The sequence below is a fragment of the Paraperibacillus marinus genome (genome assembly GCF_046237605.1).
Lineage (GTDB): Bacteria > Bacillota > Bacilli > Bacillales > DSM-1321 > Paraperibacillus > Paraperibacillus marinus.
The window spans coordinates 4,016,534-4,043,021 of record NZ_CP143542.1 but is presented as its reverse complement, the minus strand read 5'-3'; the positions used below and the strand labels follow the sequence as shown (position 1 = coordinate 4,043,021).

General features: G+C 45.5%; 24 protein-coding genes and 1 pseudogene. 16 read left to right on the top strand and 9 right to left on the bottom strand.

What is annotated here, in order from left to right:
• Nucleotides 1-505 precede the first annotated feature (505 nt).
• Together V1498_RS20390 and V1498_RS20385 are read right to left on the bottom strand one after the other, a co-directional pair.
• Nucleotides 506-1,225, bottom strand: a complete 720-nt coding sequence (locus tag V1498_RS20390) for an alpha/beta fold hydrolase (RefSeq protein WP_409295869.1) — start codon at nucleotides 1,223-1,225, stop codon at nucleotides 506-508.
• A gap of 31 nt (nucleotides 1,226-1,256) precedes the next feature.
• Nucleotides 1,257-1,658, bottom strand: a complete 402-nt coding sequence (locus V1498_RS20385; RefSeq protein WP_409295868.1) for a VanZ family protein — start codon at nucleotides 1,656-1,658, stop codon at nucleotides 1,257-1,259.
• A gap of 163 nt (nucleotides 1,659-1,821) precedes the next feature.
• On the opposite strand from V1498_RS20385, the gene V1498_RS20380 reads away from it, so the two are divergent.
• Nucleotides 1,822-3,366 (top strand): methyl-accepting chemotaxis protein, encoded by a 1,545-nt coding sequence (locus V1498_RS20380; protein WP_409295866.1) that lies wholly within the window; start codon nucleotides 1,822-1,824, stop codon nucleotides 3,364-3,366.
• Between the two features lie 341 nt (nucleotides 3,367-3,707).
• On the opposite strand, the gene V1498_RS20375 is transcribed toward V1498_RS20380, so the two are convergent.
• Nucleotides 3,708-4,589, bottom strand: coding sequence for a helix-turn-helix domain-containing protein (locus V1498_RS20375; RefSeq protein ID WP_409295864.1), 882 nt, complete (start codon nucleotides 4,587-4,589; stop codon nucleotides 3,708-3,710).
• 342 nt (nucleotides 4,590-4,931) lie between these two features.
• Between V1498_RS20375 and V1498_RS20370 the strand changes: the two genes are divergently transcribed.
• Genes V1498_RS20370 through V1498_RS20360 form a run of 3 tightly spaced genes read left to right on the top strand, consistent with a single transcriptional unit; the run spans nucleotide 4,932 to nucleotide 8,099 of the window.
• Nucleotides 4,932-5,849, top strand: coding sequence for an ABC transporter ATP-binding protein (locus V1498_RS20370; RefSeq protein WP_409295862.1), 918 nt, complete (start codon nucleotides 4,932-4,934; stop codon nucleotides 5,847-5,849).
• A gap of 2 nt (nucleotides 5,850-5,851) precedes the next feature.
• Nucleotides 5,852-7,012 (top strand): ABC transporter permease, encoded by a 1,161-nt coding sequence (locus tag V1498_RS20365; protein WP_409295861.1) that lies wholly within the window; start codon nucleotides 5,852-5,854, stop codon nucleotides 7,010-7,012.
• A complete protein-coding gene (locus V1498_RS20360) occupies nucleotides 6,999-8,099 on the top strand; it encodes an ABC transporter permease (protein ID WP_409295859.1) in 1,101 nt (366 codons plus the stop codon). The genes V1498_RS20365 and V1498_RS20360 overlap by 14 nt, the downstream gene beginning before the upstream one ends.
• A 484-nt stretch (nucleotides 8,100-8,583) precedes the next feature.
• Here V1498_RS20360 and V1498_RS20355 read toward each other — a convergent pair whose 3' ends face one another.
• Nucleotides 8,584-8,871, bottom strand: coding sequence for a DUF5658 family protein (locus V1498_RS20355; RefSeq protein WP_409295857.1), 288 nt, complete (start codon nucleotides 8,869-8,871; stop codon nucleotides 8,584-8,586).
• A gap of 167 nt (nucleotides 8,872-9,038) precedes the next feature.
• Between V1498_RS20355 and V1498_RS20350 the strand changes: the two genes are divergently transcribed.
• Entirely contained in the window at nucleotides 9,039-9,398 is a 360-nt protein-coding gene (locus V1498_RS20350) for a hypothetical protein (protein WP_409295856.1), read from the top strand.
• 79 nt (nucleotides 9,399-9,477) lie between these two features.
• Here V1498_RS20350 and V1498_RS20345 read toward each other — a convergent pair whose 3' ends face one another.
• Nucleotides 9,478-9,957, bottom strand: a complete 480-nt coding sequence (locus tag V1498_RS20345; RefSeq protein WP_409295854.1) for an SMI1/KNR4 family protein — start codon at nucleotides 9,955-9,957, stop codon at nucleotides 9,478-9,480.
• 526 nt (nucleotides 9,958-10,483) lie between these two features.
• Here V1498_RS20345 and V1498_RS20340 point away from each other — a divergent pair.
• The 7 genes from V1498_RS20340 to V1498_RS20310 all read left to right on the top strand — a co-directional run bounded on the left by V1498_RS20340 (nucleotide 10,484) and on the right by V1498_RS20310 (nucleotide 17,621).
• A complete protein-coding gene (locus V1498_RS20340; protein ID WP_409295852.1) occupies nucleotides 10,484-10,879 on the top strand; it encodes a hypothetical protein in 396 nt (131 codons plus the stop codon).
• A 59-nt stretch (nucleotides 10,880-10,938) separates the two neighbouring features.
• Nucleotides 10,939-12,372, top strand: coding sequence for a hypothetical protein (locus tag V1498_RS20335; protein ID WP_409295850.1), 1,434 nt, complete (start codon nucleotides 10,939-10,941; stop codon nucleotides 12,370-12,372).
• Between the two features lie 314 nt (nucleotides 12,373-12,686).
• Nucleotides 12,687-14,792 (top strand): putative bifunctional diguanylate cyclase/phosphodiesterase, encoded by a 2,106-nt coding sequence (locus tag V1498_RS20330; protein ID WP_409295848.1) that lies wholly within the window; start codon nucleotides 12,687-12,689, stop codon nucleotides 14,790-14,792.
• A gap of 24 nt (nucleotides 14,793-14,816) precedes the next feature.
• The gene (locus V1498_RS20325) at nucleotides 14,817-15,764 is read left to right on the top strand and encodes an HNH endonuclease (protein ID WP_409295847.1); all 948 of its coding nucleotides are present in this window, start codon (nucleotides 14,817-14,819) and stop codon (nucleotides 15,762-15,764) included.
• Nucleotides 15,765-16,024: 260 nt separating this feature from the next.
• On the top strand, nucleotides 16,025-16,273 hold the full coding sequence (locus V1498_RS20320) for a hypothetical protein (protein ID WP_409295845.1): 249 nt from the start codon (nucleotides 16,025-16,027) through the stop codon (nucleotides 16,271-16,273).
• A gap of 15 nt (nucleotides 16,274-16,288) precedes the next feature.
• The gene (gene lepB / locus V1498_RS20315; protein ID WP_409295843.1) at nucleotides 16,289-16,816 is read left to right on the top strand and encodes a signal peptidase I; all 528 of its coding nucleotides are present in this window, start codon (nucleotides 16,289-16,291) and stop codon (nucleotides 16,814-16,816) included.
• A 241-nt stretch (nucleotides 16,817-17,057) separates the two neighbouring features.
• On the top strand, nucleotides 17,058-17,621 hold the full coding sequence (locus tag V1498_RS20310) for a DUF6434 domain-containing protein (RefSeq protein WP_409295841.1): 564 nt from the start codon (nucleotides 17,058-17,060) through the stop codon (nucleotides 17,619-17,621).
• Nucleotides 17,622-17,914: 293 nt separating this feature from the next.
• Here the strand turns inward: V1498_RS20310 and V1498_RS20305 are convergent, their stop codons facing one another.
• A complete protein-coding gene (locus V1498_RS20305) occupies nucleotides 17,915-18,724 on the bottom strand; it encodes a zinc-dependent metalloprotease (protein WP_409295840.1) in 810 nt (269 codons plus the stop codon).
• A 342-nt stretch (nucleotides 18,725-19,066) separates the two neighbouring features.
• Here V1498_RS20305 and V1498_RS20300 point away from each other — a divergent pair, with 342 nt between their 5' ends.
• The 3 genes and pseudogenes from V1498_RS20300 (at nucleotide 19,067) to V1498_RS20290 (ending at nucleotide 21,048) form a co-directional block, all read left to right on the top strand.
• Nucleotides 19,067-19,963 (top strand): phosphotransferase family protein, encoded by an 897-nt coding sequence (locus V1498_RS20300; RefSeq protein ID WP_409295838.1) that lies wholly within the window; start codon nucleotides 19,067-19,069, stop codon nucleotides 19,961-19,963.
• A 23-nt stretch (nucleotides 19,964-19,986) separates the two neighbouring features.
• Nucleotides 19,987-20,580, top strand: a pseudogene (locus V1498_RS20295) (kinase); the annotation flags it as partial.
• Nucleotides 20,581-20,739: 159 nt separating this feature from the next.
• Nucleotides 20,740-21,048, top strand: coding sequence for a GNAT family N-acetyltransferase (locus V1498_RS20290; protein ID WP_409299391.1), 309 nt, complete (start codon nucleotides 20,740-20,742; stop codon nucleotides 21,046-21,048).
• 271 nt (nucleotides 21,049-21,319) lie between these two features.
• Here V1498_RS20290 and V1498_RS20285 read toward each other — a convergent pair whose 3' ends face one another.
• The 3 genes from V1498_RS20285 to V1498_RS20275 form a co-directional block, all read right to left on the bottom strand.
• Nucleotides 21,320-21,721, bottom strand: a complete 402-nt coding sequence (locus V1498_RS20285; protein ID WP_409295836.1) for an anti-sigma regulatory factor — start codon at nucleotides 21,719-21,721, stop codon at nucleotides 21,320-21,322.
• Nucleotides 21,718-22,080, bottom strand: coding sequence for an STAS domain-containing protein (locus V1498_RS20280; RefSeq protein WP_409295834.1), 363 nt, complete (start codon nucleotides 22,078-22,080; stop codon nucleotides 21,718-21,720). The genes V1498_RS20285 and V1498_RS20280 overlap by 4 nt, the downstream gene beginning before the upstream one ends.
• 732 nt (nucleotides 22,081-22,812) lie before the next feature.
• The gene (locus V1498_RS20275) at nucleotides 22,813-23,508 is read right to left on the bottom strand and encodes an aminoglycoside phosphotransferase family protein (protein ID WP_409299390.1); all 696 of its coding nucleotides are present in this window, start codon (nucleotides 23,506-23,508) and stop codon (nucleotides 22,813-22,815) included.
• A 475-nt stretch (nucleotides 23,509-23,983) separates the two neighbouring features.
• Between V1498_RS20275 and V1498_RS20270 the strand changes: the two genes are divergently transcribed.
• Nucleotides 23,984-26,155, top strand: a complete 2,172-nt coding sequence (locus V1498_RS20270; RefSeq protein WP_409295832.1) for an LTA synthase family protein — start codon at nucleotides 23,984-23,986, stop codon at nucleotides 26,153-26,155.
• Nucleotides 26,156-26,488: the final 333 nt, after the last annotated feature.

Sequence of the window (26,488 nt, the reverse complement as noted above, 5' to 3'; positions counted from 1 at the left end):
GAAGAGGCGGTGTTAACCGACCGCCCTGTTTTTCAATCTAAGAGTCAAATAACCCTGCAAGAAAAACCATATGAAAAATAAATACATAACCTTTTCTAATTCTGTTATGAATAATGCCAGCACATTTGGCAGGAAGACGATTAAACCAGCCAGCGACCATTTCCACGATTTTATCTTCCATGCTGTGAAAGACAAAATAACGGACACCAGCAATAACAGCCAAAATATAAAAACCCAGTACCAAAAAAGAAAGTTTTCCATTCCCCAGGAATACATACTTATTACTCCTCATTTTTAATCAATAGTTGAGAGATGATGGCACAGGCTATAAAAATCACAAAATAAAAAATTCCGGCCCATATACGATTTTCCCAGTGAATGTAGAAGTCTGCTGCGGTGTTGATTGTTGCGCTCAGGAATGCTGTTAAGAGGAGCTGCGGCCATGTCATGTTTAAACTGAAGTTCTTCAAAGTTTTTCACCCCTGGTTGTAAGCTTTGCAATATCTTAGCTGTGTACCTTATTTAGAAAAGCTTCCAATATTTTTGTGTAAATTTCTGGCTGCTGGGAATGCACCAGGTGTGAGGCAAAGGGAATGATCGAAACGTGAACATCTTCTTTTATGGAAGGGTAAAAGAGTGTTCCTTTGGTTTCTGCTTTATTTCCCTCGCCAACCATAATGAGAACAGGGGATGTGATGCCCTCGAGATCTTTGGTCACCTCAAATGGATACCAATCATCATTTTTTGCCAGCTCCAGGAACTGACGCCAGTCTGATTTGTGCAGGGCATCAAAGTAACGGATGGCTTCCTCGTTTTTTAATAATTGGGCTTGATGTGCGATATCTTCCTTTTGCATGTCCAGCCAGTTATCCGGCTGCTCGGATAAGATACCTGAAAGAGTTAAGCTTTTTACTTTGGAAGGAAATCTTTTTGCAAAGAAAAGTCCTGCCAAAGCTCCTAATGAACAACCAGCGATGTGTGCTGAATCTACTCCTAAATGGCTGAGTGTTTCTGATAGATCCTGTGCTGAGTCCTCAAAAAAGGCAGAGAAATCATCATGGACTGATTGTCCGTGACCCCGGAGGTCGGGAAGAATGATCTGGTATCGATCCTTAAAATACTCCCTCTGGAACTGGAAATCTGTCATTCCTCTCTGCAGCCCGGTATGAAGAAAGAGGAGGGGCTCCCCATTCCCGAGAATTTCTGTGTGCAGTATCAATTTCATCCCCACTTTTCTATTAAAATGAAATACCGTTTTACCTTTGAACCTTCCGAAGCCACCAATAAACGAGCAGAATGCCCATTCCATCTATGACAATATCGTAAAGCCGCCCGTCCCGGCCAAAGAACAGCTGAAGCACTTCGGTGAGGATGGCCATGGATAGCGAGAGAAGTATTGATTTTCTGTGGCTGCGTGTCAGGTTAAAGAGCAGGAAGTCCAGCACGGCAAAGCCGAAAAAATGGCCGAGCTTCACTATGATAAAGAACTGGTGGATAAGGGCGATGTCTGTGAGATAAAAAAAGGAGCGGAAATTGGGATTTGGATCGAGTGAGAAGTATACCGATCGGTTCCGGAGGAGCTCCCCGAGGTCATTCGTCAGGGTGTGTGTCAGCAGGATCAGGCTCCAGGCGATGACCAGTAGTACTTTTATCTTCATTTAAATAAAAACTCCAATCAAACGTTTGATTAAATTTTACCAGAATGGCCAGCAGGCTTGGTGAAATATTTTACAGAAAAGGGGTTTATGGGTCTTTTATACTGGATATATATACCTGGTAAGCAATTTAGCAGTTTAATAAATTTACGTGAGGTATATACGAATGAACAGTAAGAATAATGTATTGATGCTCTGGATTATGGCTCTGGTGATTTTTCTTTCGGTTTTGGCACATGTTTTACATAGAAATCTGGGCTTTTTGGATTCATACATATCCCTATATAAAACTTCGGCTGCCGGCAGCGGGCTGCCGATCGTCTTGAATGTGATCCTGGCGCTTCCTATCCTTTTCGGCGCTCTTGCTTTATTTTGTTACCGTAAGAAAGAGGAACGTCTTTCTTCTATTTTTGTGACCCTTTCGCTCACTTTTTCCAGCATATCCATCGTTGCCGGCGGAGACGGGCTGGTGGAGTATCATTTCTCAATCTTCATGGTGCTGGCCATTCTGACTTACTATGATTCCATTGGGCTGATCATACTCAGCACCGCGATCTTTGCCGTCCAGCATATGGCTGGGTACTTCCTGTTTCCGCAGCTCATCTGCGGCACGGATGATTACAGTTTTTCGCTGCTGCTCATCCACGCGATCTTCTTGATCCTCACGAGTGCGTTCACCATTGTCCAGATTTATAAAAAACAGACAGACACGCTGAAGCTTGAGGAGGAGAATGCTTCCCATAAAAGGATGATCGGGACCATTATGGATAATATCAAGCATACATCCAAGCGGGTGCTTGAGAATGTGCAGGCGCTGGAGTCAGGCTCGAGGGAATCTTCCTTTGTGAGCAAAAATATCACCCATGCCATTCAGGAGATGGCAGCCGGCTCTGACAGACAGCTGTCCTCTGTGCAGGAGAGTCATGACCTTTTGCTTGAAATGCAGGCAGGGATCAATCAGATTGCAATGAGCTCAAGCCTTGTGGCGGAAAGTTCCCAGCAGACCACCATGGAAGCTGACAGGGGTCAGGAGTACATCCAAAAGACGATCCGCCAGATTGGCAGAATCACAGAGTCGGTCGATTATATGGGCGAGGCGTTCGGCTCATTCAGCGAGCGCTCCCAGGAAATCAATAAAGTGACCGCCGTGATTTCCGCCGTAGCCGATCAGACAAATCTCCTCGCGCTCAATGCGGCGATCGAGTCGGCACGGGCAGGCGAGGCCGGCAAAGGCTTTGCCGTAGTGGCAGACGAAGTACGTAAGCTCGCCAGCCAGACTGCAAGCTCAGCGAAAGACATCGCCGCCATCATCCGTGAAATGCAGCAGGAAACAGAAGCCGTCAAAAAAGCAATGGCGCACGGAAAGAAGGAAGTCGAAGGCGGAGTGGAAATCGCCTCAGAGACGGAGGCCGTGTTCCAGAAGATTTCCGAGTCTACAGTTGTTGTGAATGACCAGCTGAAGGATGTGGTCGCAGCCGCGAAACGGATTGTCGCCCAATCCCGGCAGATGGCGCAGTCTGTTGTGACCGTCACCGAAATCGCCCAAATGGCGAAAATCAGCTCTGGCAGCATCTTCCAATCCGCCGGCGAGCAGCTCGCCGCCATTGAGAATGTGGAAAACGTCTCTGCGGCCTTGAATGCCCTGTCCCTGCAGCTGGATGGGCTGATTGACGCGGTAGAGGCGGAGGGTGCCGTGCAGCGTGCGGGGTGAATTGGAGTTTGATTGGCTTTTTGGCTGGATCGGAGCCGAAATAAGTGGATTTTAATCAGTTTTTCTTACTTTTGAGCCCTAAGTCACTCATTTTTGTTAAAAGGCACAGCTACTGCCCTGTCTGACGGGGCGGTGGGCTGGCCTTTTTAGCGTTTACTTGCAAACATTGTCCGCTTAGTTGCGGAAAATGAAATTTACTTGCGGAGGAGGCTGGTTTACTTGCGGGAAATGGAATTTACTTGTGAAAGTGACTAGTTTACTTGCGGAACCCATCCATTTACTTGCAAAGGCGGGCATTACCAGCCGTTCTGGCTGCAGGGCACAGTCAGCTTTAATGAAGTTTACGGATATTTTATTTCATCTAACTCTGCTTGGACTATGTTGAGATAATCGCTTCTATCAAGTACTTGAAAAAGCACACAAGCTTGTTCAAGGAATTTTATTCCGTTTTCTTTATCGTTCAATTTGATAAGGGTGCTTCCCTTTTGATATAAAAGTTCGCCTAATAAGAAAGTAGAATGAAATTGTTTGCAATGTTCAATTCCTCTATCACAATAGGTTAATGCGTCGGAGTACTTGTTTAAACTAAAGAGAAATTTACTTGAATTGTAACAGATTCTAATATAAATGGATGTATCTGTAACCAGTAAAGAATTTTTATAGGTTTTTAGGGCTAACTCAAAATTTTCTTTTGCTTTTTCCACTTGTTTTTCTTCTGAATATATAATGGCCAAACTATTTAAGACTTGGATATCTTGTTCTGAATGGCGAAATGATTCTTTCATTTTGGAGGCATTGGATAAAAGGTCAATCGATTTGTGGAAGTCCTTATCGAGATAGTAGGTTATGATTCCTTGATGCCACATGATGAACTGTTTTTCCTCTATATCCTTAAAACTAGGATGCCTATCCAGCGATTTAAGCAATCTTTTTACTTCTTTATACTCCTTATGATGGATAGCTTCCCTTACCAATTTCTTTGAATGATCAACAAACTCGAATTGATCTTTATATATTTGGTTCAAGAAGAAGGCAGGGTTTATTCCAAGTTTTTTTGAAATTTTAATTAGCGTATGCACATAGGGGCTGATCATACCGCTTTCGATTTTACTGATTTGAGATTGGCTGCAAATTCCATCTGCAAGTTCTTTTTGGCTAATATTCAATTTTACTCTTATATTGTATATCGATTCCCCTAAATTACTCAGGTTGTCTTCAATCAAGTAAACCGCTCCTCTTAAATAACCTATTAAGATTATATTGTTCGAAAAAGTATAAATATTCAAGACTTTCTGTATAAAAGGCTGATCTCAATTATTGGAATGTAAATAAGGACTGTCCAATTACAGAGTACTAATTCTGGAAATATTCCCAAAAGAATAGTGAAAAGGGATAAATCAAAGCTGCAAAAAGATGGTGCCAATTTATGAGAATTATGGGGTGCATGCTGGAAAACCCAGGAATTTTCAGATGTGCTATAGTTCTTGAAAAGATGTACTTACGGCTTGATGATTAACTGAAATGGGAAGAAGCAAAGGGGAACAGAACGAATGGGAGTGAATTCGATGCAAACTGTATTTACAGGGGATTCCATCAATTTTAGTTACAACAAAAAGAAACCCGTTTTAAAGGACTTAACATTTTCTATCGGGAAACAGCAGATTTATGGGTTATTGGGGCCGAATGGTGCTGGCAAGTCCACTTTGACAAGAGTGATGCTTGGACTGGATATCCTGCAGAGCGGCGAGCTAAAGTGGTTCAATGAAAATTTGAATCTTGAAACCAAGAAGCGCATTGGTTATATCCCACAGGATCTTGCGCTGATATATGATCTATCTGCCTATGAAAATGTCCTGTATTTTGGAAAACTTTATGGCCTGAGAGGAGAAGATTTGAAGAAGCAAGTGGAACATTCCCTTCGATTTGTTGGACTGTGGGAGGAGCGAAAGCAGAAACCAAAGAAATTTTCAGGGGGGATGAAAAGGAGATTGAATATTGCCTGCGGAATCGTTCATAAACCGGAAGTCATTATCTTTGATGAACCAACTGTGGGGGTGGATCCGCAATCGCGGAATCATATCCTGGACGCGATAGTAGAGTTGAATAGCACGGGAATCACAATCATCTACATTTCTCATTATATGGAGGAAGTCGAGAGAATCTGTACACATGTAGGAATCATGGATAATGGAAGACTATTATGTGAAGGGACTCTTAACGAGATCATTCTGCAATACGCTGACCAGGCATTGATAGAGCTCGAACTACAAGGAAAGAGTGAAGACTACTCGAAACAGCTTGTGAATTATGAGGTGCTTTCTGCTGAAAGCCATACGATAGGGCTGCGTGTTCCTAAAAATGACTTGGAAATCATGACGTCCATCCAGGAGGACTTTGGGCCTGAGATAAAGAGTTTTCGCTACCTTCCGCCTAATTTGGAACATGTGTTTTTCAATTTGACCCAGAAGAATTTGAGAAACTAGATATGACTACTATATTTCTCTCTACTATGAAGCGGAAACTGAAAAATCCATTGGTGTTCGTTAACTATCTGCTGTTGCCCTTATTGCTGATTGTCATTTTGGGCAATGCCCTTTCGCTTGTTTTTGAAGACAGTGATACGTCCAAACCGGAAAATGTCACAAAAGTGAAGACCCTTGTTGTGAATAAAGACAGCGGCAGGATAGGGAAAGATGTTCTCAAATTTTTAACTTCTGACGAAAATAATAAAATGATGGATATCAAAATGGAGAATGATTTAAGTAAAGCAAAAAAGCTCATCAAGAATAATCAATACGAGCAGCTCATCTATATGCCAAAAGATTTAAGCAAGGTTTACTCAGAAAGTAAAGAAAGCAGCATCACTGTTTACGGCAAGGACCATAACATTGATAAAATGAAGGTTACTGAGCTGACTCTCTCGGCATTTGAGGATGGGTACCTGGTTATGGACAAAATAAGCAAAGGGGAAAAACCACCTCAAGCCGGGCATGTATATAGTAATCTCCTGAAAAACGGAGAAATATTACATAGCGGAAAGAAAGCGGATCGTATTTCCGCGTTAAGTTATTATGGCGTCACGATGCTCGTGTTGATCCTTGTTTATGGAATCTCAAACACTATGAGCTTTATCCGTGAAGAATACGATGAAGCACTGGGAGACAGACATATGGTTGCTCCGGTATCAAAATTGCATCTCATTTTAGCCCAGCTGCTTACTGGCATTACGATTTCCATGATACAGGGCATCTTGCTCGTGTTCTGTGCAAAATGTTTCTTCGGGGTAAGTTATGGTGATCATCTTGCAGTCGTTTTCTTAATCATTGTAATAGGCTCTTTATTCTTCAATTCACTTGGATTAGTTCTGGGCGTATGCAGCCGCAGCTTTAAACAGTTGGATTCGATTGTCTCCATTCTGATACCAGTCATGACATTTATGGGAGGCGGATTCATTAAAGTGGATATGGGGCCGCTCAAACATTTAAGTATCAATGAACTATTCCAGGTCCCGTTATTTGATTATATCCAGCAGGGTGTCATCTATCTTACCCCTGTTTATATCGCCTTGGCGGCGGCAGTCTGTATGGCCGGGATGTCTGTCATGTTATTAACACAGCAAGGGGGCAGGGGAAATGCAAGTCTTTAATTTCTATTTGAAGCGAATACTTAAGAGAAGGATGACGTTCTTGCTCCTCATTTTGCTGCCAGTCATGTTTACCGGCATGGTGCTTCAGCAATATAAAGAAGCAGCAAAAGTGACGCTGACCATGTATATAAAGGATCCAGTCATTAAAGATTATGTATCAGAATTCTTAAGGAAACAAAAAGTGATCGTTACGGAAGTGATAAATCAAAAAGAGTCCTTGGAATCGAATGACAATCTGGGAATCGTTATGGACCAAAGCTTACATGCTGTATATCAACATCCTAATGATATTCAAATCACTCAATACGCAAGGGAAAGAAACTTCAATTCAAAGTCACTGGAAGTGAAGCTGAATAGTATATTTTCCACCATACAAACGCTTGCCAAAAATTCAGATGATGTGGATTCCTTCCGTGACAACATGAAAGAAATGAAGAAATCGCATGCATCATTAGGAATCAAACAGCAGATAGCAGGCAGCCCCCATGCAGCCATTCTAACAAGTACTTTCAATATGATTGTGTTCATCATGGTCTTTTTGACTATGACAAATACCATCTTGTTTTTGCATGATAAGCTCCACACGACCACCCAGCGCATCTTAATCTCGACTAAAAGCAGATTAAATTATTATGTTCAGACGGTCGGGGTGTTTGCTTTTATCGGTATCGCTCAATTTGCGTTCATGCTGCTGTTAATGACCGCTGTTTTCAACATCGACCTTGAATTAACCACAGGTAAAATACTTACGCTGCTTCTCGCTTATGGAATGTTAAACATTATTTCAGCGGGACTTGGATTATTGCTGGTGAGCAGGACCACCAAACCATCCACTGGACGCCTGCTTGTAACAGTAGTATCTTTGCCGCTTGCCATGTTAGGCGGGACGTTGTGGCCGGCATCCATTATGCCGGATACTATGCAAAAAATCGCAAAAGGGATACCGACCTATTGGGTTACTGAAATGAACACACAAATGTTCAGCGGTTTTTCGGATCATACGTATTGGGCTGAGCTGAGTCTCTTACTAATGGGTTCATGTGTTATTTTCTTCTTGCTGACCCGGGTTAAGAGCGGGGATATTTAAATAGTTTGAAGGCGGAGATCGTTTGCTTTTTGATATACACTCCGAATGAACATATACCTGCTATCCTCAAGCTGCAGTCTGACTGGTTTTTATTCAAGGATACCAGCTGGATGCGGCTTGCTGGCCCTGATAGTTCCGTCCAATCTGGAGTTTGGAGACAAAAGTCACGATGGCCCTTATTTGTTTGATTTTTAATAAAAAAACAGCCATTTTCACAAGGAATTGTCTCAATTTTACCTCGGTTGCCATGAATTTGCATGGGAAGGGATGGGAAGGGGCTGCCAGGTGGGCGTTACTCGCCGATTTGGACCATTTACTATCCGAAATAAAAATTTACTCGCGGAAATCACCGATTTACTAGCCGAAAAAAAGTTTTACTATCCGAAACGGTATATTTACTCGCCGAAGTCGCACATTTACTCGCCAACCTTAATATTTGATCTGGATCACAAACAAACCACCTGCCATAATGCGCCGCCTTCCATTAAACCACCGCAATCCAAAATCCATGCATAAAGGTAACCGACAGATACAGGAGGATGGCAGTGTACATAAGGATCCGGAAGCCGGAGTGCTCGAGGATGGTGAGTTTTTTGGTATGAAGCCAGGCAAGGCCGGCCGACAGGAGGAGTTTGAGCGATAGAAACAGGATGGGATGGACCTCAAGGAGACTGGCCATGAGCGGGTTGCCTTCTTTTAAATGAAAGAAAGAAATTCCGAGGTATGTACAGATTCCATCGATTAGATTTAAGACCGCCAGAACCAGAAGCATCAGAGCACCCCTTCTTGAAGTTCGTTATTAAGAACATTATATTCTTAATTATTTTTATTACCAATACGGCGGGTGTATAAACTTGATTTATTTTCCATAAGACGGTTATCATATTGTTATGCGAAAATTCAGTCTAATTAACTTATACATATTCTTAGGAGGCTGTCATGGTAAATACAAGCGAGGCTGCGGTTACGATTACAAGGACTTCTCAGTTTGCGAATAAGATGAGGGCTTACCGGATTTTCCTCGATGGGGAAGAGGCCGGCAAGATTAAGAATGGCGAGACGAAGAAGCTTGAGGTTAGGGCGGGAACGCATACGCTGGAGCTGGAGATTGACGGGTGCAGGAGCGAGCGCATTGAATTCATGGCAGGCACAGGCGAGGAGATCCGTTTTGAGACCGGCAGCCGTCTGACCGGGATGAAGCTGCTGCGGACGATGCATTATCTGCAGGAGGACCTGAAAAACGGGGGCCATAATTACGTGTATCTGCAGAAGGCGCAGGCAGGAATGCCAGCAAGATAAATGATATTCACATCTAGATGCAGAAAGCCTTATGATCCATGCAGATCCGCCCCTTCTCCACAGAAAAAGAGCCATATACCTAGAAGGTATGCGGCTCTTCTTCCAATTTCTCCACCAATTCCTTGAATGAATCAGCAACCGTCTCAATCCGCTCGTCATCCACATCAATGTAGGCGATTTTCGGCTCTTCTGATTCCCTGTAGTCCAGGACCAGCCACCAATGTCCGCCACCGCTTATCATGAATAGTTTATCAGTTCCGGTGCACCAGTCGGTGATACCCCATTCTTCAAGCAGATAGGCGCTGTCATAGATGCCTTCATCCTCTTTTATTCCATATAGAAACTCAACTATCACCATGTTCTCTTCACTATGCAAAGTCTTAAAGTTTGTCGGAATCGCCGTGTATTTCAAGGTTCCGCCATTCTGAATCTTAAGGAGATCCTTGTATTCCTGTGGCAGCTTTATCCCAAATTTCATTTCAGCTTTCTCCAGTTCACTGTCTGTGATGTCCGGCTTCCTGAAATAATCTTCCTCATGCTCATCCCATATCATTCTCATCTTCGTTTCTCCTTTTAGGTTGGGAATGTTTTCTAGTTCATCGTAAGCTAAGGGAAAGTGGTTATCAATATTTATTTTGATGGAGGTGCTCTATGACTAAATTTTTTACTCACAACGTGGAGCAGCTGAAGGTACTGGAAGAAATCGGTGGTATCGGAATAACATTCTGGCTGCGGGGCGGATGGGCAATTTATCACCCGTGAACATGAGGATATTTACCTCATTACCTGGATAGAAAACAGAGAGCGGCTTGAGCAGGAATTGAGCTGTGCCGGTTACGAGAAACAGACTGTGAAAGAGGAGTTTTCCGGCAGGCAGTCCGATTTTGTAAAGGGCCGTGTGGAGATTTCCGTGGGATATTCGAGCGGCTGCCGCGTCAAAAGGATGCAGAGAGTAAAAGAATACTGAAAGAGATCATTTTTAATAGAAAACTATAAAAAAATCCGGAAATAAAGTTATAGGTCATTAGTCTCTTGGTGTAGTATAATATACCTAAAAATTACCAGACATAACCGGAGGAAGAATTGTGAAGATTGAGAGTGTAATCAGCATCATTAACCATGCTTGTGATGATGAACGTTATACCAGGGCCCGGGAGCTGATGGTGCAGGAATGGACCCGGCTGATTGAGATGAAAAACTACAAGTCATTGAATGATAATGCTAAACAGCTGATAAAGATTATCCGTGAGGAAAAGGAAAAAGGTGTGTTTGAGGAGCTTACTTACAGGGATAAGAAGCTGCTTAAGCTGTTGAATGACAGCGTCCGAGATGTGAATCTCTCGTTTGCAAGAAGGGTGTATTTTTCCCATATGGAGCTGTTTGATAAACAGGAGGCACAGGGGTGGCTGACAACTGATGCGCAGTTTATGTGCATGGCCTGGAAAAAGCATAATGTACCGGAGGAACCGGCTGGTTTGTGATTCCGGTCCGGGTTTAGCCCGCTCTGTATTAAGGCATATAGATATTAGGGGGTGGGCTTATGAACGGGAAGGATATTCAGGAGGCGGCTGTAGAGGAGGCGGTGTTTAACTTTGTGTTTCCTTTTTCCGTCAAAAGGGAGATGCAGTATCCACTGAAGGATTATCTGGATCGGGAAGGCTTTCTTCCATATATCCTGGAAAATGAGGATCTGCAGGATGCCTATTATGGAAATTACCGGGTGCTGCACCGGAATTTGGAGCACTATTTCCTCCCTTTTACCGCCAAGATTCTCTTTCCGGGTGAACATAAGGAAAAGGGATTTCAAAGGTATTCAAAGAAAGCGGGGGTGCGGGCGGTGCTCCGGACCATGCATGCGTCCATCGGATTCACGGTATTATCCATGGATGTGTTCATCTGCCCTTTTTCAGTCGGCTTTATTACCTTCCGCATTCACCTGCAGGAGGGGGCAGACCTGACAGAGGCGCTGGAATTTGCCTCAGCCTTCCGTGTGCTGGAGCGGCGGACTTCGGCGGACAAGGAAACGGTCATTGAATTCGAGGGCAGGGATTTTCCGGAAGTGGAGCGGTTTTTGTTTAAGCAGCTGCTGCCGGATATTACGTCTTATTTCCACAGGGAAAATACGAACGGATCTTATTTTGAGACGCTGACCAATTTTACGGATGAGCGGATGTATGTGCAGGCAATTCTCTCCTTAAAGAAAAGTGAGACGCTGGGTGATGAAAATCTGTTCCGGGCTGGAAAGCTGTATGGGCTGGACCAGGACGGAAAGGCCTATGTGGGTGCCAGTGACCCGGAGTATATCAATGAGTATGTCAAGGCACATGTATACAGGCGGTGGTCGCCCAATACCTTCTATACCACAGATGAAGGCGTCTTCTGCTGCATCACGAATGAGCAGGGTGACAAGCGCCGCGCCCTCGGAAGCCAGATGCTTGGCGAATATTATTATGCTCTGCTTTTCAATTTATTTCATAAAATTGTTCTCTTGAAGCTGTCGGATGAGTACTCGAAAGTGGAGCTTGAGCGGGATATCAAAAAGGTTGAAAAGCTGATCCGGTCGATCACCCATTTTTCCTCCAACTATTTCTTTCAGGAATCCAACGGCCAGGTTCAGGGCAAGGAGATTTTTAAACGCTTGAGGCGGGTACTGGAGACCGAGGAAATGTATGAGGATGTACGGGAAACACTCGCCAGTCTTTTCCGTTACCAGGAATCCTTCGGAGACAAGCGGAACAATTATCTTCTCATGATTTTAACCATCTACACGGTCATCAGCGGTATCTATGGCATGAACCAGGTAATCGAGGATCTGAAGGGCAATATAAAGTGGGGGAAAATGCTTCACTATTCCCTTTTTCAATATATTGCCCTCGTTGTGACTCTGAGCGGAATTGCCGTAGGTGCGACGCTCGGCTTCTACAGCATAAAGAACTGGATTACGGAGAAAAAGAGGAAAAGAGATTATTATTAAAAAAGCGTTCCTGTTGGGGGTATGGCCCTCTCCGCAGGGACGTTTTTTTGTGGAAAAGGGGCGGAGCTGCATGCATCATAAGGCTTGGCTGCAGCCAGGTGTGAATATCATTGATCTTGCTGGCATTCCTGCCTGCGCCTAACTCCGCTCTACCGCCTCATTGTGTTTGTTCCTGCTCTTATCCAGGGCTGCGAGTAGAAAACTCATGTTGGTTTTATGCCTGTATATACTAATAATTGCGATTGTTATGCCGATATAAGATATAAGAACCTGAAAAAGGAACGGAAACAGGATGCGGAAGGGGATTAGGGCAGGTGGAGTGGTACAGCCTGGATTTTTACATCATCATGGTTGTCGGTTTGGGGCTTATTATCTATTGTACTCGCCTTTATTTAAACCGGCTGGTTAAACGGAAGCTCGGATATATACCAAAAAACTTTGGCAGGAATCTAACGATTATCCTTTATATAGGATTAACGGCGCTCCTCATTTTCGGTCGGTGGTATGAGGATTTTTTGAAGGACCGGGAGTTTAGCGAGTATAAAATTAAATCCGAGAACATCGGCAGAATTTATTCGAACGATCTGATGGAGATGAATCATCATTTCATCTCGGAGCATACCATTGAAAACGACCGGATCTTCGCGCGGATTTACCGGGAGATGCTGGATTGGCAGAAGGGCAGCCCGGAGGTCGAAAACTATTATACTATGAAGAAAAACAAAGACGGAAAGATCTATTTTGCGGTCGGGCTGGAAACGGATTATAACAAGGACGGAAAAATCAGCGGCAAAAAAGAAAAATCGATTCCGATCGGAACTCTGTATGACGAATCAATTCCTGAGCTCGAGGAAGCTTTTAAAGGAAAGTTCACGATCCAGCGGGAGCCGACTGTGGATGCCTGGAGTCAAAGTATTACCGCCTTTTATCCGATCAAGGACTTTGAAGGCAAGACGGACGCGGTCCTTGGCATTGATTACAACGGGCAGGACTTCCTGCTGGATATGGACGCCAATCAATGGAAGGCTATTGGTCTTATCTTTCCTGTGATTCTATTCTGTGTGCTTCTGTATGTGCTGGGGATGTATTCAAAGATCGAAGAGCAGGTGGACACACTTCATAAGAAGGAGATAAACACCCTGGCTTATTATGATGACCTGACAGAGCTGCCCAATCGGTATTATCTTTTGAAAATGCTTGATTCGTATGAGAAAAATCATCCTTCCTTTGCGGTCGTTCTATTTGAACTCGTGGGGCTGAATTCCATCAACTCCTTGTTTGGCTATAGTGTAGGGGACAAGTTCATGAAAAAGGCCCTGCATATGATAGAGTCCGGGCTGATCACAGAGCATGTACTTGGAAGATGGGGCGGCTGCGATTTTGTAATCGTGATTCCAGGCTTTCAGTCACAGAGCCATCTATTATCTCTCGCCGAGGGCGTTTTTCGATCATTGAAGCATCCAATTTCAATCGACGGGCGTGAGTTTTTACTTTCGACCAAGATTGGGATCAGTGTCTACCCTGTGGATGGTACCGACGGAAAGACCCTCATCCAGAATGCAGACATCGCACGTTCTCACTCTAAAAACAAACCGATCCAATTTTATAATCAGCAGGTGGTCGATGAAATCAGGGACAAGCTGTCGCTTGAGATTGAACTCCGCAAGGCACTGAAAAACCGTGAGTTTGTCCTCTATTATCAGCCGCAGCTGAGTGTTGCGACCGAAGAGCTGATCGGCATTGAGGCGCTCATCCGCTGGATTCATCCGGAAAAAGGCTTCATTCCCCCCAATGAATTTATTCCGCTCGCCGAAGAGCTGAATCTGATTGAAAGTATAGGCAGATGGGTGCTGATGGAGGCCTGCAGCGAGACCCGCCGGCTGATTCAAAAAAGCAACATTCCGCTCCAGGTATCGGTGAATCTGTCGCCGATTCAGTTTGATAATGACCAGATCGCAGAGGAAATTGAATCGATCTTAAAAGAAACAGGACTCTCGCCATGTGCGCTTGATCTTGAAATCACGGAAAGCGCGCTGTTCAACTATCAGCGCTCAAGTCAGATCATCAACCGGATCAAGGGCCTGGGCGTGCAAATCAGCCTTGACGACTTTGGGTCAGGATACAGCTCGTTAAGTCATCTGCAGAATCTATCGATCGACAGGCTGAAGATCGACCGCTCCTTTTTGATGGATATCCCTGAACAGGATGACACCATCCTTTCTTCGATCATCATGCTCGGCCACCAGCTCGGCTTGACGGTGCTTGCGGAAGGGGCTGAAACCCGAGAACAGCTGGATTTCCTGAAGATGCGGAAATGTGATCAGGTGCAGGGATATTATTTGTCGAGGCCGCTTCCGGTAGATGAGCTGGAGAATTTTATAGAAAGAAGTCTGCAGATATCTAATCAAACGATTCATTAGAATTAATGGGGATGGGGAGAGTCTATGAATGTGATAAGAAATTTGGGCAAGCTTGCTGGGAAAACGGCTGGCATTGTAGTCGGCGGACCTATTCAGCTGGCGGGAGAACTGACAGGAGTAGAACTTATTCAGGACATAGGCAAAGGAGTGCGAAAAGCATCTGAAATCGCCGGCGATACCGCGGGACAGGCTGCAGCCGGGGCGGTAGGAACCGTATCAGGTTTGATCCGGGAAGATGCAGAGGAACGCGACCGCGGATTAAAAGAGATGGGCAGTGCGGTTTCAAGAACAGCAAAAGGAGTCGCCGCAACGGTGGTGAATACGATGCATAATGGCGGAGAAGTGATTGGCGGCTTTATGGACGGAGATCATGACCGGCTGAAGAAAGGGGCTTCTTCCATCGTTAAAACAGTGGCAATCGGAGCTCTTGCCGTGGGAGTCATAGATGTGATTGATGGAGTCGATGGGGTGGAAGCGGCCGAAGATACAGGGGCCGGTGCAGAAGGGTATGATGGACCGAGTAGTTCAGGCGAACCGGGGGATTCTGTCTCCATTGAAACGGTCAACGATCATTTGGCCGGCTCTGTCCACCCGGAAACCGGAGTTCCATTCTTTGAAGAAACAGTGGAAATGCCCGATGGCCAGGAAATTACAGGCGTCTTCCCTGAATTTGATGCTGAATTTGAAGTAGAGATGGATGAAAGCCTCTATTTGCAATCTGATTATGTCCAGTTCAGCTATGCCAATCATGAACTCTACGAAGAAATTACCATGGACCCGGGTCTTGCAGCCGATCTCGGGCTCACTCCCGAAGAAGTGTATGGCCTTTCCCAGGGAGACACCCCTAAAGGCTATACCTGGCATCATTACCAGGATCCCGGAACCCTCCAGCTCGTAAACAGTGACATCCACGCAGAAACCGGCCACACCGGCGGCCGCGAACTCTGGGGAGGCGGGGAAGAATACAGGTAGGGGGAAACATAGGGGCCAGACCCCATTTCCCGGGGAAATGGGGGACAGTCCCCTATTTCCCAAATATATTTCCCTGAGTCTGTTCCCTTTACAGGGGACAGACTTTTATTTTTGTTTTATAATATATATTAATTAATTCTGACAAATCTGTTACTTTTCGCCTTTTGAATCGTCTAATAAGTATACTAGGTTGAAAAGGGACAACCCCTTTTCGCCGACTGCTGGATAGACTATACAAAATGAGGAAAGGGAAGCTGGATTTGAAAGCATACATATTAGTATTTCTGCACATTGTTCTTACGGTCATATGGATGCTGGATGGCGGCTTTCTATTTTCCGTTTTGGGCATCTGCCTCTGGTTTTTCGCGATAGCTGCCGGTCTTTTCATGTGCAGCTGCGCCAATAAGACGAAAACAGAAAACAAAGTATTGTTCTGCTCAAGCATGCTGATGATGGGCCTTGGCCTGCTTACCATCGTCATGAACCTTGTACACAGTTCGATGTATTAATAGGAGGAATTACGAGTGTCCGCTGAAGTTAAAAAAGAAATCATCTCCTGGCTGAAAACCATCGCTTTTTCCATCATACTGGTTGTTGTCATCAAAACATTCCTGTTCACTCCTGTAACTGTCAAGGGAGATTCCATGATCCCCACCTTCCAGGACTCCAACCGCATCATCGTAACCAAATGGAACAAAATTCACCGCTTCGACATGGTCGTCTTCCATTCCCCAGTTGAAAAAGAAGATTACATCAAGCGGGTCATCGGCCTGCCGGGCGACAAGATTGAAGCCAAACATGATGTTCTCTACATCAACGGCAAAAAATATAAAGAAGCCTACGTAAACAAAAACAAAGCCGACAGCTTCCTCGGCGACGAAATCACCGGCACCTTCACCATGACCGTGCCAAAAGGAAAACTGTTCGTCATGGGCGATAACCGCGGCAACAGTACAGACAGCAGAATATTCGGCCCCATCGAAGAAGACAGCGTGATCGGAAAAGTACAATTCCGCTTTTACCCGCTGAATGAAGTTGGAGTGCCAAAGTAGGGGGAAAGCTGCTTTTTTGCGGCTTTTTTTTTGTATGTATGTGGGTTCGTAGGAATTATTTTCATTTGGGTATGAAGGCCTTTTTGGAACGGGATTGAGTTTGAAAAGGTCTTCATCAGGCATGACGGCCAGCCATGTGAACCCCTCCCCGCAAATAGAAAGATTTTCATCCACAAAAAGTAAGAAATAACTGGAAATAAACGAACAAGTGTTCTATAATAAAGTAGAAGGAGATGAGTAAATGAGGCCTGCACTTTCGAAGGAAATCAGTCCGGCTGATTTCAAAAATTACTATTGGTTAAAAGAAGAGCTTCAAACGTTCTGCAGGGCAAACGGCTTAAGTGCAGCCGGGTCTAAAACAGAAATTGGAGATAGGATCGAAGTGTTTTTGACAACGGGTCAAATCATAGCACCAGTCAACAAGCACAAGCGGCGGGAAAACCAGGGATTCCTCAGCCTGGATACAGTCATCACAGCCGATCATCACTGCAGCCAGGAGGCGCGCGCTTTCTTTAAATCAGTGATCGGGCCGTCCTTTCATTTTTCCACGTTCATTCAGATTTATTTCAAAAGCAATATCGGCAAAACCTATCAGGATGCCGTTGACGCCTGGTATGAAGAGGAAGAACGGAAAAAATTCCGTGTCAGCAAGAAAAAGATCGCTCCTCAATTTAAGTATAATCAGTTCATCCGTGATTATTTCTCCGATCCTGCCAATAAAGGGAAAAGCCGCCTCGATGGAGTCCAGGCCTGGAACATGGCAAAAAGCCACCCCGGCAGTCAAGTCTGGCAGCCGGCTGAATAGATGTATCTATCTTCCACCAAAGAAGTCCCATACATAAAGATAGAATTCCGGCCAAAAGAGGGCTGTGAATAATAGACAGGTTAGCAAAATAATAAAAGAATACAAAATAAAGATGGTTCTATTCGCTTTTTTAAGGTTGAACTTCTTCATCGTTTCACCTTTTCTATATTCCTCGTGGCAAACCTGGCCCATGGGTGCATGATGGCGGAGCCCTGAATAATTATCCATAGTCTAGCATAATGGTAATCAAATAAAAAGGGCTGGAGCAATGCTCCAGCCCTCGCAAGGAAATCCTAGTTTCCATACCAATATTTGTTTGCGGCTATCTGGGCATTATGGTCAGCATGCCAGTAATCGACCGAATAAGAATAATCATAGTTCATGATGCAGCGGATACCGCTGCCCTGGGCATCATGGCCAAGCCCGAAGTTATGGGAAAACTCATGCTGTGCGGCCTTGGCCGTATTTGCAGTTCCCTGGTCAAGATTGACGCTTATGGCACTTCCGGCCGGCGCACCCGGGTACACGTATGCAATCCCGCCTGCATCAAATGCAGCATCCCGTGAGAATCCTGCTACAAAATCATAGCCTCTGCCATCCCAGTCCCTTGCCAGGTCAGCGAGCAGCTGGGAGCTGTTTCCGCCCTGGGAGCTCCAGTTTCCGACAGCCTGGACGACAAAATCCACACTGTGGTCGCGGTTGAAGGCATTATCAGCTGTTTCAACGATGGTCTGTATCCTGGTCTGCCAGTCGCTGTAGGCTGCGCGGTATTCCTCATCCGCCACGGCAAGGACCGTTACTTTCCTGGTACCGCTGTCAAGGGCAGCCACACTTTTTTTATCTGTATTTTTCTTTACAGAAAGTGTATCCACCCTGTTTCCTTTCTCGTCTAATACTTGAACCTTTGTATCCTCTTCAATGACTGCTTTCTTAGTTGAATTCTTAAAGTCCTTTGCTTTTGGAAGGGCATCCCCTATGTACGTGCCGCTTTTTGCGGGATGATCGTCTTGCGCTTGGGGTGAGATGGTCTGTGCCGAAACAGAAGAACTGATTAATAGAGCCCCCAGCAATGAAACTGCTAAAATCTTTACTTTTTCTTTCATTCGAATACCTCCCAGAGTTTTTTTTGTCTTTTTAGGTACATTCCTTTCTTGCTCGCTCGATTCCTGCCGAGTCGATTTGGGAAAATGAGAAGCTGTTTAGCCCGATTGAGGAGAGAACGTGTAACATTAGGGAGTGGTTTGTAGCGAATGCTGTAGTCTCCTGAGTGTTCCGTGCTTACACATAGTTGGGAAATTTCGCGAAAGAGCGCCTGCATAGCCGCCTGTTTGTGAAAAAACTTTCGGCCAGCCCCAGATTTTCGACTAATAGAATCATAGTTGCTATTGATAGAGATCCAGAATAAACTGGAAAAAAGAGAGAACGAGAAAGGTGCAGGATGCACGATGAGACAACCGGAACTTGCCGAAGTAGTGAAAAATTCCCTTGAAACGGATTATGGATGGGAAGTCCACTCCATCCAGCCTTCCGGACAGGGTGTGGAAAATATCGTTTTTGCCGTTATCGAAAAAAACAAGGGATTATTTGCAGTGCGTTCGCCTTTCCCAGCGGGAGAGCATTCAGAGGAAAGAATGGCAGGGGGCAAGACTTTCTTGAAAAAGGAATATGAGCTGAACCGGCACTGCGCTGGATACGGGATTCCGGTTCCCCGGATGCATGTTCTGCATCTTTCATCCGAAATCAGCTATCTGGTGTCAGAGTTCATAGAGGGAGATGAAATGGCCATTCCAGATGAGGACATCGGCTTTCTTGCGCGGAGTATACATAAGATACCGGTGGAAGGAGTTCCCATTTTCAGCCGTTCCCGTAATATCGCCTTCTATATTGCAGAGAGGATTTCCAGGCGTTTGGACCATTTGCGCAAAAACGGCTATCTCCTGCCGGATTTCCTTCCTGTAAATAAACTGGAGAGTATATTGGCACTTGACAGAACAGAGCCCTGCTTGCTGCACCTCGACTTACGCCCTGCAAACATCATCGGCCGCAATGGGAAAATTAAAGCCCTTTATGACTGGGACAACGCCTTGATCGGCAGTCCCGCACTTGAACTGATGCGGATTTTTGAATGCGGAGAGCTGGAGGCAGACGACTTTCTAAAAGGATACGGCAGCACAGACTTCCTTGGGCAAATACCAGAGACAGCTCTGCTGTTATACCGCCTGGATGCGGCCCTGATGCTCGCTGTGGTGTTTTTGATTGACCTTAAGGATGAAGAAAAAGGGAGAAACTCCTTATCCAGGGTCCAGGATTTGATTTATGAAGTGGGGGGACTGGCAATTTGAGGGAAAGGAAGCTAAGAAAGGGAATGATCATGAATCAAGAAATCGAGAAAATCTTGGAACTCCTGCCATCCATGGGGACCGGAAGCCGGACTATACTCGGCATTGACGGGCTGAGCCGCTCGGGGAAAACGACGCTGACAGCCGGTCTTGGCAGGGAGCTTGACCGAAGGGGAATTCCCCATTTGATTCTTCATATAGATGATTATATTGTGGAGCGGAAGAAGCGCTATCACACAGAACACGCGGAATGGTACGAATATTATCAGCTTCAGTGGGATGTGGAAGGTCTAAGGGAGTGCTTATTTGAGAAGCTCCGTACCGCTGCAGAATTAAGGCTTCCATTTTACTATCCTGAAAAAGATGAATGCCGTACGGAAAAAGTGGAAATTCCCATGGAAGCTGTCATCATTATCGAAGGAGTATTCCTGCAGCGCAGGGAGTGGCGGGGATTTTTGGACTGCACGGTATTCCTTGACTCGCAGCAGGAGGTCAGGTTTCAGCGCGAAAGCTCAGAAACCAGGAAGAATCTGGCGAAGTTCCAGAACAGATATTGGAAAGCGGAAGAGCATTATCTGGCCTGTGAAAAACCGGCTGAGGGTGCAGACCTGATCCTGAGAGGCAGTGAGCCAGAGGAGGATGTGCTGCTGCCATTGAATCATAAAGATGAAGGGACAGCCAAACAAATTCTTGAGGTTCAGCGTCCAGCTTATGAGGTGGAAGCCCGTCTAATCGGTTACTGGGATATTCCGCCGCTTAAGGACAATGTGGAAACCATCATGAACGCAGATGAAGTCTTTCTTGGCCGCCTGGAGGGAACGGAACTGTCAGGTTTTATCTCTTTCAAGGAAAGCAGGGAAGAAGTGGATATCCACCGGCTGGTTGTTCATCCCCGTTTTTTTAAAAGGGGAATCGGGAAAAGGCTGCTGACTGCTTTAATAAAGCGGGCTGGCGGAAGGCGTATAAAGGTATCAACCGGAGCGGAAAATATGCCGGCCCTCGCCCTTTATAAAAAACAGGGATTCACATTGGTGCAGGAAAGGGAAGTGGTGCCGGGGCTAACGCTTGCGTTTCTGGAAAAGCGGTGAGCTGGCATGAAAAAGGCCGCCCGGAGATGGGCGGCGTCTACGTGAAGCATCTATAGTAACAAGATGGCTTTTTTGATCAATGAGATATCCTCCAGTATTTCATTCTTCATTCTGCCATCTTTGCAGTCACGATATTCACAGGACAGTCGATGAAGTTCATGCTCGAATATGCGGATTTCATTGAAGTTTTCCATACTGGATAAATACCCGGTTTTCTGGAAATGAAACTAAAAAAAGGCAGCTTCCTTTTGCTGGACTGCCTTCCGTCGTCTTATTTAAGCCATTTAATGATTGTTATCTTGGTGCCTTTGCCGACAGCCGATTCAATATCAAACTCGTCCATCAACCTCTTGACTCCGGGAACTCCGGCTCCAAGGCCGCCTGAGGTGGAATAGCCATCCTCCAGCACCTTTTTGATGTCAGGTATGCCAGGCCCTGAGTCAACAGCGGTGATCCGGATCCCCGATTTACCGCGGTCCTGACAGTGTTCCAATATGATTTTACCGGAACCTGCGTAGAGATAGATGTTGCGGGCGAGCTCTGAAATGGCTGTTGTAATCCTCACTTGATTCACTGTACCGAACTTAAGGTCCCTGGTAAACTCTCTGCCTTTTTTCCTTGCTTCCACAATGTCCATTTCCTGATGAATCAAAACGGTGACGGTATCGTTCATAGTGAAATCACTGAGTCAGCTTTCAATAATTCGATTCCTTTTTCAAGGTCCAGGGCAGTTTGTATGTTGGGAAGGGAAATGCCGAGTTCGATCAGTGTGATGGCAACCGCAGGCTGTATGCCGGTCAGCACCACTTTTGAGCCCATCAGCTCTGCCATGCATACCATGTCGCCGATGATGCGGGCGATATATGAATCTATTATATCCAATGATGTGAGGTCGAGCACGACGCCGGTCGCGCCGGTTTCATGTATCCTTTTAAGTAAATCCTCCTGCAGTTCAACCGCGCTTTGATCGTCCAGCGATACCTGGACAGAGACCAAAAGGAGGCCGTCCAGCTTTAGAATGGGAATTCTCACTTATCCAAAACCTCCTAAGGCAAATACGTAAAATGTAAAAAAGCCAAAGAGAAGGAAACTGCTCCCCCTCTTTGGCTTATGTCTAGTTCAATGCCCAGTTCATTACTGCCAAAAGCTTATTCGGAATATATAAAGTATAACCCGCTGAGGAGTCATGTATGTTCTGCCATTTTTCAAAAGCCCGGGCGTTATATCCCAGTCTCAGGTGCATTATATAATAGTTGGAAGAAGATTGAAAGGTACAAAGTTCATAATTCCCGGAAATATTTATCGTTTTGTCGCCATTTTCCTTCCTTTGTCAAAAATAACTGATATAAGAATAGTAAAAATGTTTCTTTTGGAGGATTAGGGAATGGACCGAGAGTTCAAGCAGCTTGGCAGAATGATCACAGATAAAAAAAGAAATGGCAGGGGCGATCCATTCGGCCGCAATGGCAGGCGTGACTTTTAACAGAAAGGGAAGGGCAGGAGTTTTCTAAGATAGAAGGAAGAATTCTGGAGTTTGGAGTTGAGTTCGTTATTCGGGGAAGCTCTGATTTATTGTGAGGCCCCCGAAAAAGCAGAAAATAGGGTGATTGAGTGGGGAAGGGATACGGGTGAATTCTTTTTCAAGCTGGGTGAACCGCCCGATAAAGCCCTGAAGGATTTATGCCTCTACCGTACATTCATTTGGAAAGAAATTGAAAGGGCGGTGATTTTGATCATTTCAAGTATTAAAGGGATGAGTATTCCTCATCCCCCTTTTCTCACACACTCCATAAGAATGGCCATGCTTCTCTCCAGAAGCGCGCTGTTCCTTCGCATTCCCCGCTTTTTGCACCAATTGACCGACCCTAAGGCATCAAAGAATGTATAAAAAGGGAGAAGCTGTTCTAAAGGGGGCAGCTTCCGGATGCTTTCGTATCCGCTTTTGTATGCATTCATCAAGGACGGATTTCCTTCAAGGAACCAGCTGTTGACTTTGGTGAAATCCACCTCGGACGCGCCTCCGCGTGAACTTTCGAAGTCAACGATGCCTGTAACTTTTGAATCCTTGACCAGGATATTGCCGGACCGGAAGTCATAATGCACGAGACACGGGCCATCGGGCTCTGGAAGACTTGGAAATAGTCCTTCAAAATGCCTCATGCTCTCTGCATATAAGGCTCCGCCTGTAATGTCGCGGCACTCTTCCAGTATGCTGTGGAAGCTTTCGCTTACATATAATCTCCAGTCCTGGTTTTTCATTTCGATAAAGGCGGCTGCTGTATCATGGCCATAACCTTCAATCGGCACCTCATGGAGGCTTGCATGATTCAGGCCAATTTCATAGGCAGTCGATTCCGTTATCACACCTGTGCAGGGAGCACCAGGCAGGGCGGATAAGAGCAGGGCGCCCGGCTGTTCTTCATCGCCTTCCCATAAGTCGAGAACCTGAGGGACGGGCAGAGAGCGCCGATTCTCTGCAGGATTTTATATTCCCTGTACAGCTTATCTTTGTTGTAGGGGATTTTTAAGTCCGCCATTTGAGAGCGTCAGCCTGGCGATCTCAGAACTGTATGAATCAGGGACAGGTTCCAGGTTTACAGCCTTAATTTTCATTTTTTTTATCACACTTTGAATTCGTTCCATCATTCTCTCCCTCGCTTGTTCTACCTATTTAATATACCGTTTATTGGAAGGGGATGGGAGAGTTTAATGGCGTTCTGAACATTTTTCCTGATGTATGATACGGGGGATGGTGTTATTCAGTTAATCAATCGTTTGATTAAATTCTATAAAAGACGCTCAATTGGGAGATTTTCCATGACTTTTTTCTATAATAATATCTGTGAATCAATTATAATTAAAGATACGTATTTTTCGGATACTCGTGCTGAGAAGCAGCATGATTGCATATTTGCTAAAAATGGAGGGACACTCGTTGCCGCAAGACTCATTAGTCAGAGATGCCAATACTACTAGAAGCCTTAGACAAAAGTCGGCAAAGACGAAGCATAAAGTGGTCAAGCGCAAACAACGGCTTGCCGTGGAGCTGCTGACGCTGTTTTTTATAATAGGACTGCCTGTTATCACTCTCATTGTATCGGAGTTCATTGTGAGGGATGCCTTGACGCTTTCCTTTTCCGACTGGACCAGCCAGTTTACCCAGCGTTTTGGTTTGAATATCCTGTTGATGCTCAGCACTTTTGGTTTGCTGTATATCCTGCCAAGGCGTTTTTATATGATGACGAGCGTGCTGTTAAGCTCGCTGCTGATCTTTTTTGCCGTTGCCAATAAAATGAAGCTGGTTCTCCGGAACTCACCCATTACGATGGGGGACTTTGCCCTGATCAATGAATTGCAGGGCCTGGACGGAGCCGTTGAGATCAACAAGCTGCTTGTCATCGGCTGTATCACGGGACTCGCGGCACTTGTTGCAGGAATCTTCCTGCTGCCGCGGATCAAAGAGCAATGGCTGATCAAGTCTGCGGTATTCCTTGGATCACTGGTGTTTTTGGTGATTGTTTGGACAGACAAGCCTTTTTCACCAATGGACAAGGTGAAATTCCAGAATACCTGGTGGCGCCAGGAGCTTGGGACCATGCAGAACGGACTGTTCGGGAACTTCGCCCTGCTCGCTAAAAATTATCAAATTGAACCGCCTAAGGGATATTCCCGGGAGACGATTCAAACCATCGGCGAAAAGTATAGACCGGCCGCAGCAGCTGCTGATGGCAAGAAGCCGAATGTCATTTTCCTGATGAGTGAGGCTTTCACCGATCCGCTTCACTTCGGCAAGGACCACTTTACAGAGGATCCGATTCCTAATTTCCATAAATTATACGGAGAATCGCTCCATGGCACGATGTATTCGCCGGAATTTGGCGGAGGAACTGCAAATGTGGAGTTTGAGGCAGTTACGGGTCTTAGCCGCCAGTTCCTGCCGGACAACACGATTGCCTATCAGCAGTATATTAAAAAGCCGCTGCCTTCCGCTGCCTATTCCTTCAGGGATGCAGGCTATCACGCCACGGCGCTTCACCCGTTTTACGGCTGGTATTATCAGCGCCAGTCCGTGTATAAAATGCTCGGATTTCAGCAGTTCATCACCGGTGAATTCATGGATCTTGACTATGAGAATGGTTCTGGCCACGGATATCCGAAGGACCGGGTGATGACCGACACAATTCTTGCCCAATTGGATCGTACGGATGAACCGGACTTTATCCATGCCGTTTCGGTAGAGGCGCATCAGCCCTACAGGCCGATGGCCGACTCCAAGTTCCTGAAGAAGGGGACCGTATCGGATGTAACTAGGGGATACCTGAACAGCTATACGGAATATATGCACAGTGTGGATATTCAGCTCGGGCGGATGATTGATGAGCTGAAAAAGCGGGATGAGCCGACCATTGTTGTGTTCTGGGGAGATCATTATCCTACCTTCGGAAACAATGCGGCTGTCTATGGTGCCCAGGGGACAGGGATTGCCAATAATATGCTGGGGAACTTCAATGATTTCATGAACACGCACAGTGTTCCTTACTTCATCTGGCAGTCTGAGGGCAACGCCCCGGCAGCCTTGAACCTGACGCCAAACCAATTTGGCGCCATCGCTATGGAAATGGCAGGAGTCAAGGGAAATACCGTTACCTCTATGCTTGATGAGATGCGGCAGAAAGGCCGTGCTGCGATTCCATATCTGAAATACCAGAAGCAGATGGGCGGCATGTCCCAGGAGATGAACGACCTGAAAATGCTTCAATATGACCTGCTTCATGGCAGGAGATATGCGGAAGCAGAAATCAAAGGCCTGAAGGATTCTCCGGACAATGACTACTTCCTGGGCATCATTGATAAAATGACATTCAAGAAAGTTACCATTGATTCGGATGCTTATGAAATATCGGTTTACGGGGCGCCTAAATTCACCAAGCTTATTGATGAGGGCGGAGATATTGTGCCATCCGAATGGACCGGCAATAAGAATGACATATCGACCTTCAAGATTAAGAAAAGTGATATTAAGGCGAATGAGAAATACCGCTTTGCTGTGTTCGACTCCAATGGGAATGTCCTGCGGCAGACGAAGGAGCGGCAAATCAAGCATTAAAGGGAGCACCCGGTTGATTAGAAACCGGGTGTTTTTTTGTATGGCAAAAAACTTCCTCTACGGACCCAGCGTGTTTCAAGACTTTCTCACGTTCCTCCTCTGTCAGCCCTTAAAATATGAATCTAACAATATTTACCTGGTGAAAGCACAACCGCCATCAGGCAGAAAAACAAGGAGAACATGTCACGGGGAAATAGGGACTGTCCCCACGGAAAAGCCCTTCATACCAGTCCTTTGAGGGCTGGGAAATGGGGGACTGACCCCCTTTGGGAAAGAAAATAGGTCTAATCACTTATGTTTTAGATTGGGAATTGTAGGATAATGGGATAGTGA

Excerpts from the sequence above, each read along its gene's own strand:
- V1498_RS20300 (WP_409295838.1), top strand. The coding sequence starts at position 19,067 with ATGAGACAACCGGAACTTGCCGAAGTAGTGAAAAATTCCCTTGAAACG.
- V1498_RS20345 (WP_409295854.1), bottom strand. The coding sequence starts at position 9,957 with ATGAGAATGATATGGGATGAGCATGAGGAAGATTATTTCAGGAAGCCG.
- V1498_RS20355 (WP_409295857.1), bottom strand. The coding sequence starts at position 8,871 with ATGCTTCTGGTTCTGGCGGTCTTAAATCTAATCGATGGAATCTGTACA.
- V1498_RS20390 (WP_409295869.1), bottom strand. The coding sequence starts at position 1,225 with ATGAAATTGATACTGCACACAGAAATTCTCGGGAATGGGGAGCCCCTC.
- V1498_RS20305 (WP_409295840.1), bottom strand. The coding sequence starts at position 18,724 with ATGAAAGAAAAAGTAAAGATTTTAGCAGTTTCATTGCTGGGGGCTCTA.
- V1498_RS20360 (WP_409295859.1), top strand. The coding sequence starts at position 6,999 with ATGCAAGTCTTTAATTTCTATTTGAAGCGAATACTTAAGAGAAGGATG.
- V1498_RS20285 (WP_409295836.1), bottom strand. The coding sequence starts at position 21,721 with ATGAACGATACCGTCACCGTTTTGATTCATCAGGAAATGGACATTGTG.
- V1498_RS20325 (WP_409295847.1), top strand. The coding sequence starts at position 14,817 with ATGAATGTGATAAGAAATTTGGGCAAGCTTGCTGGGAAAACGGCTGGC.
- V1498_RS20385 (WP_409295868.1), bottom strand. The coding sequence starts at position 1,658 with ATGAAGATAAAAGTACTACTGGTCATCGCCTGGAGCCTGATCCTGCTG.
- V1498_RS20290 (WP_409299391.1), top strand. The coding sequence starts at position 20,740 with ATGAACGCAGATGAAGTCTTTCTTGGCCGCCTGGAGGGAACGGAACTG.
- V1498_RS20310 (WP_409295841.1), top strand. The coding sequence starts at position 17,058 with ATGAGGCCTGCACTTTCGAAGGAAATCAGTCCGGCTGATTTCAAAAAT.
- V1498_RS20335 (WP_409295850.1), top strand. The coding sequence starts at position 10,939 with ATGAACGGGAAGGATATTCAGGAGGCGGCTGTAGAGGAGGCGGTGTTT.
- V1498_RS20380 (WP_409295866.1), top strand. The coding sequence starts at position 1,822 with ATGAACAGTAAGAATAATGTATTGATGCTCTGGATTATGGCTCTGGTG.
- V1498_RS20365 (WP_409295861.1), top strand. The coding sequence starts at position 5,852 with ATGACTACTATATTTCTCTCTACTATGAAGCGGAAACTGAAAAATCCA.
- V1498_RS20350 (WP_409295856.1), top strand. The coding sequence starts at position 9,039 with ATGGTAAATACAAGCGAGGCTGCGGTTACGATTACAAGGACTTCTCAG.
- V1498_RS20370 (WP_409295862.1), top strand. The coding sequence starts at position 4,932 with ATGCAAACTGTATTTACAGGGGATTCCATCAATTTTAGTTACAACAAA.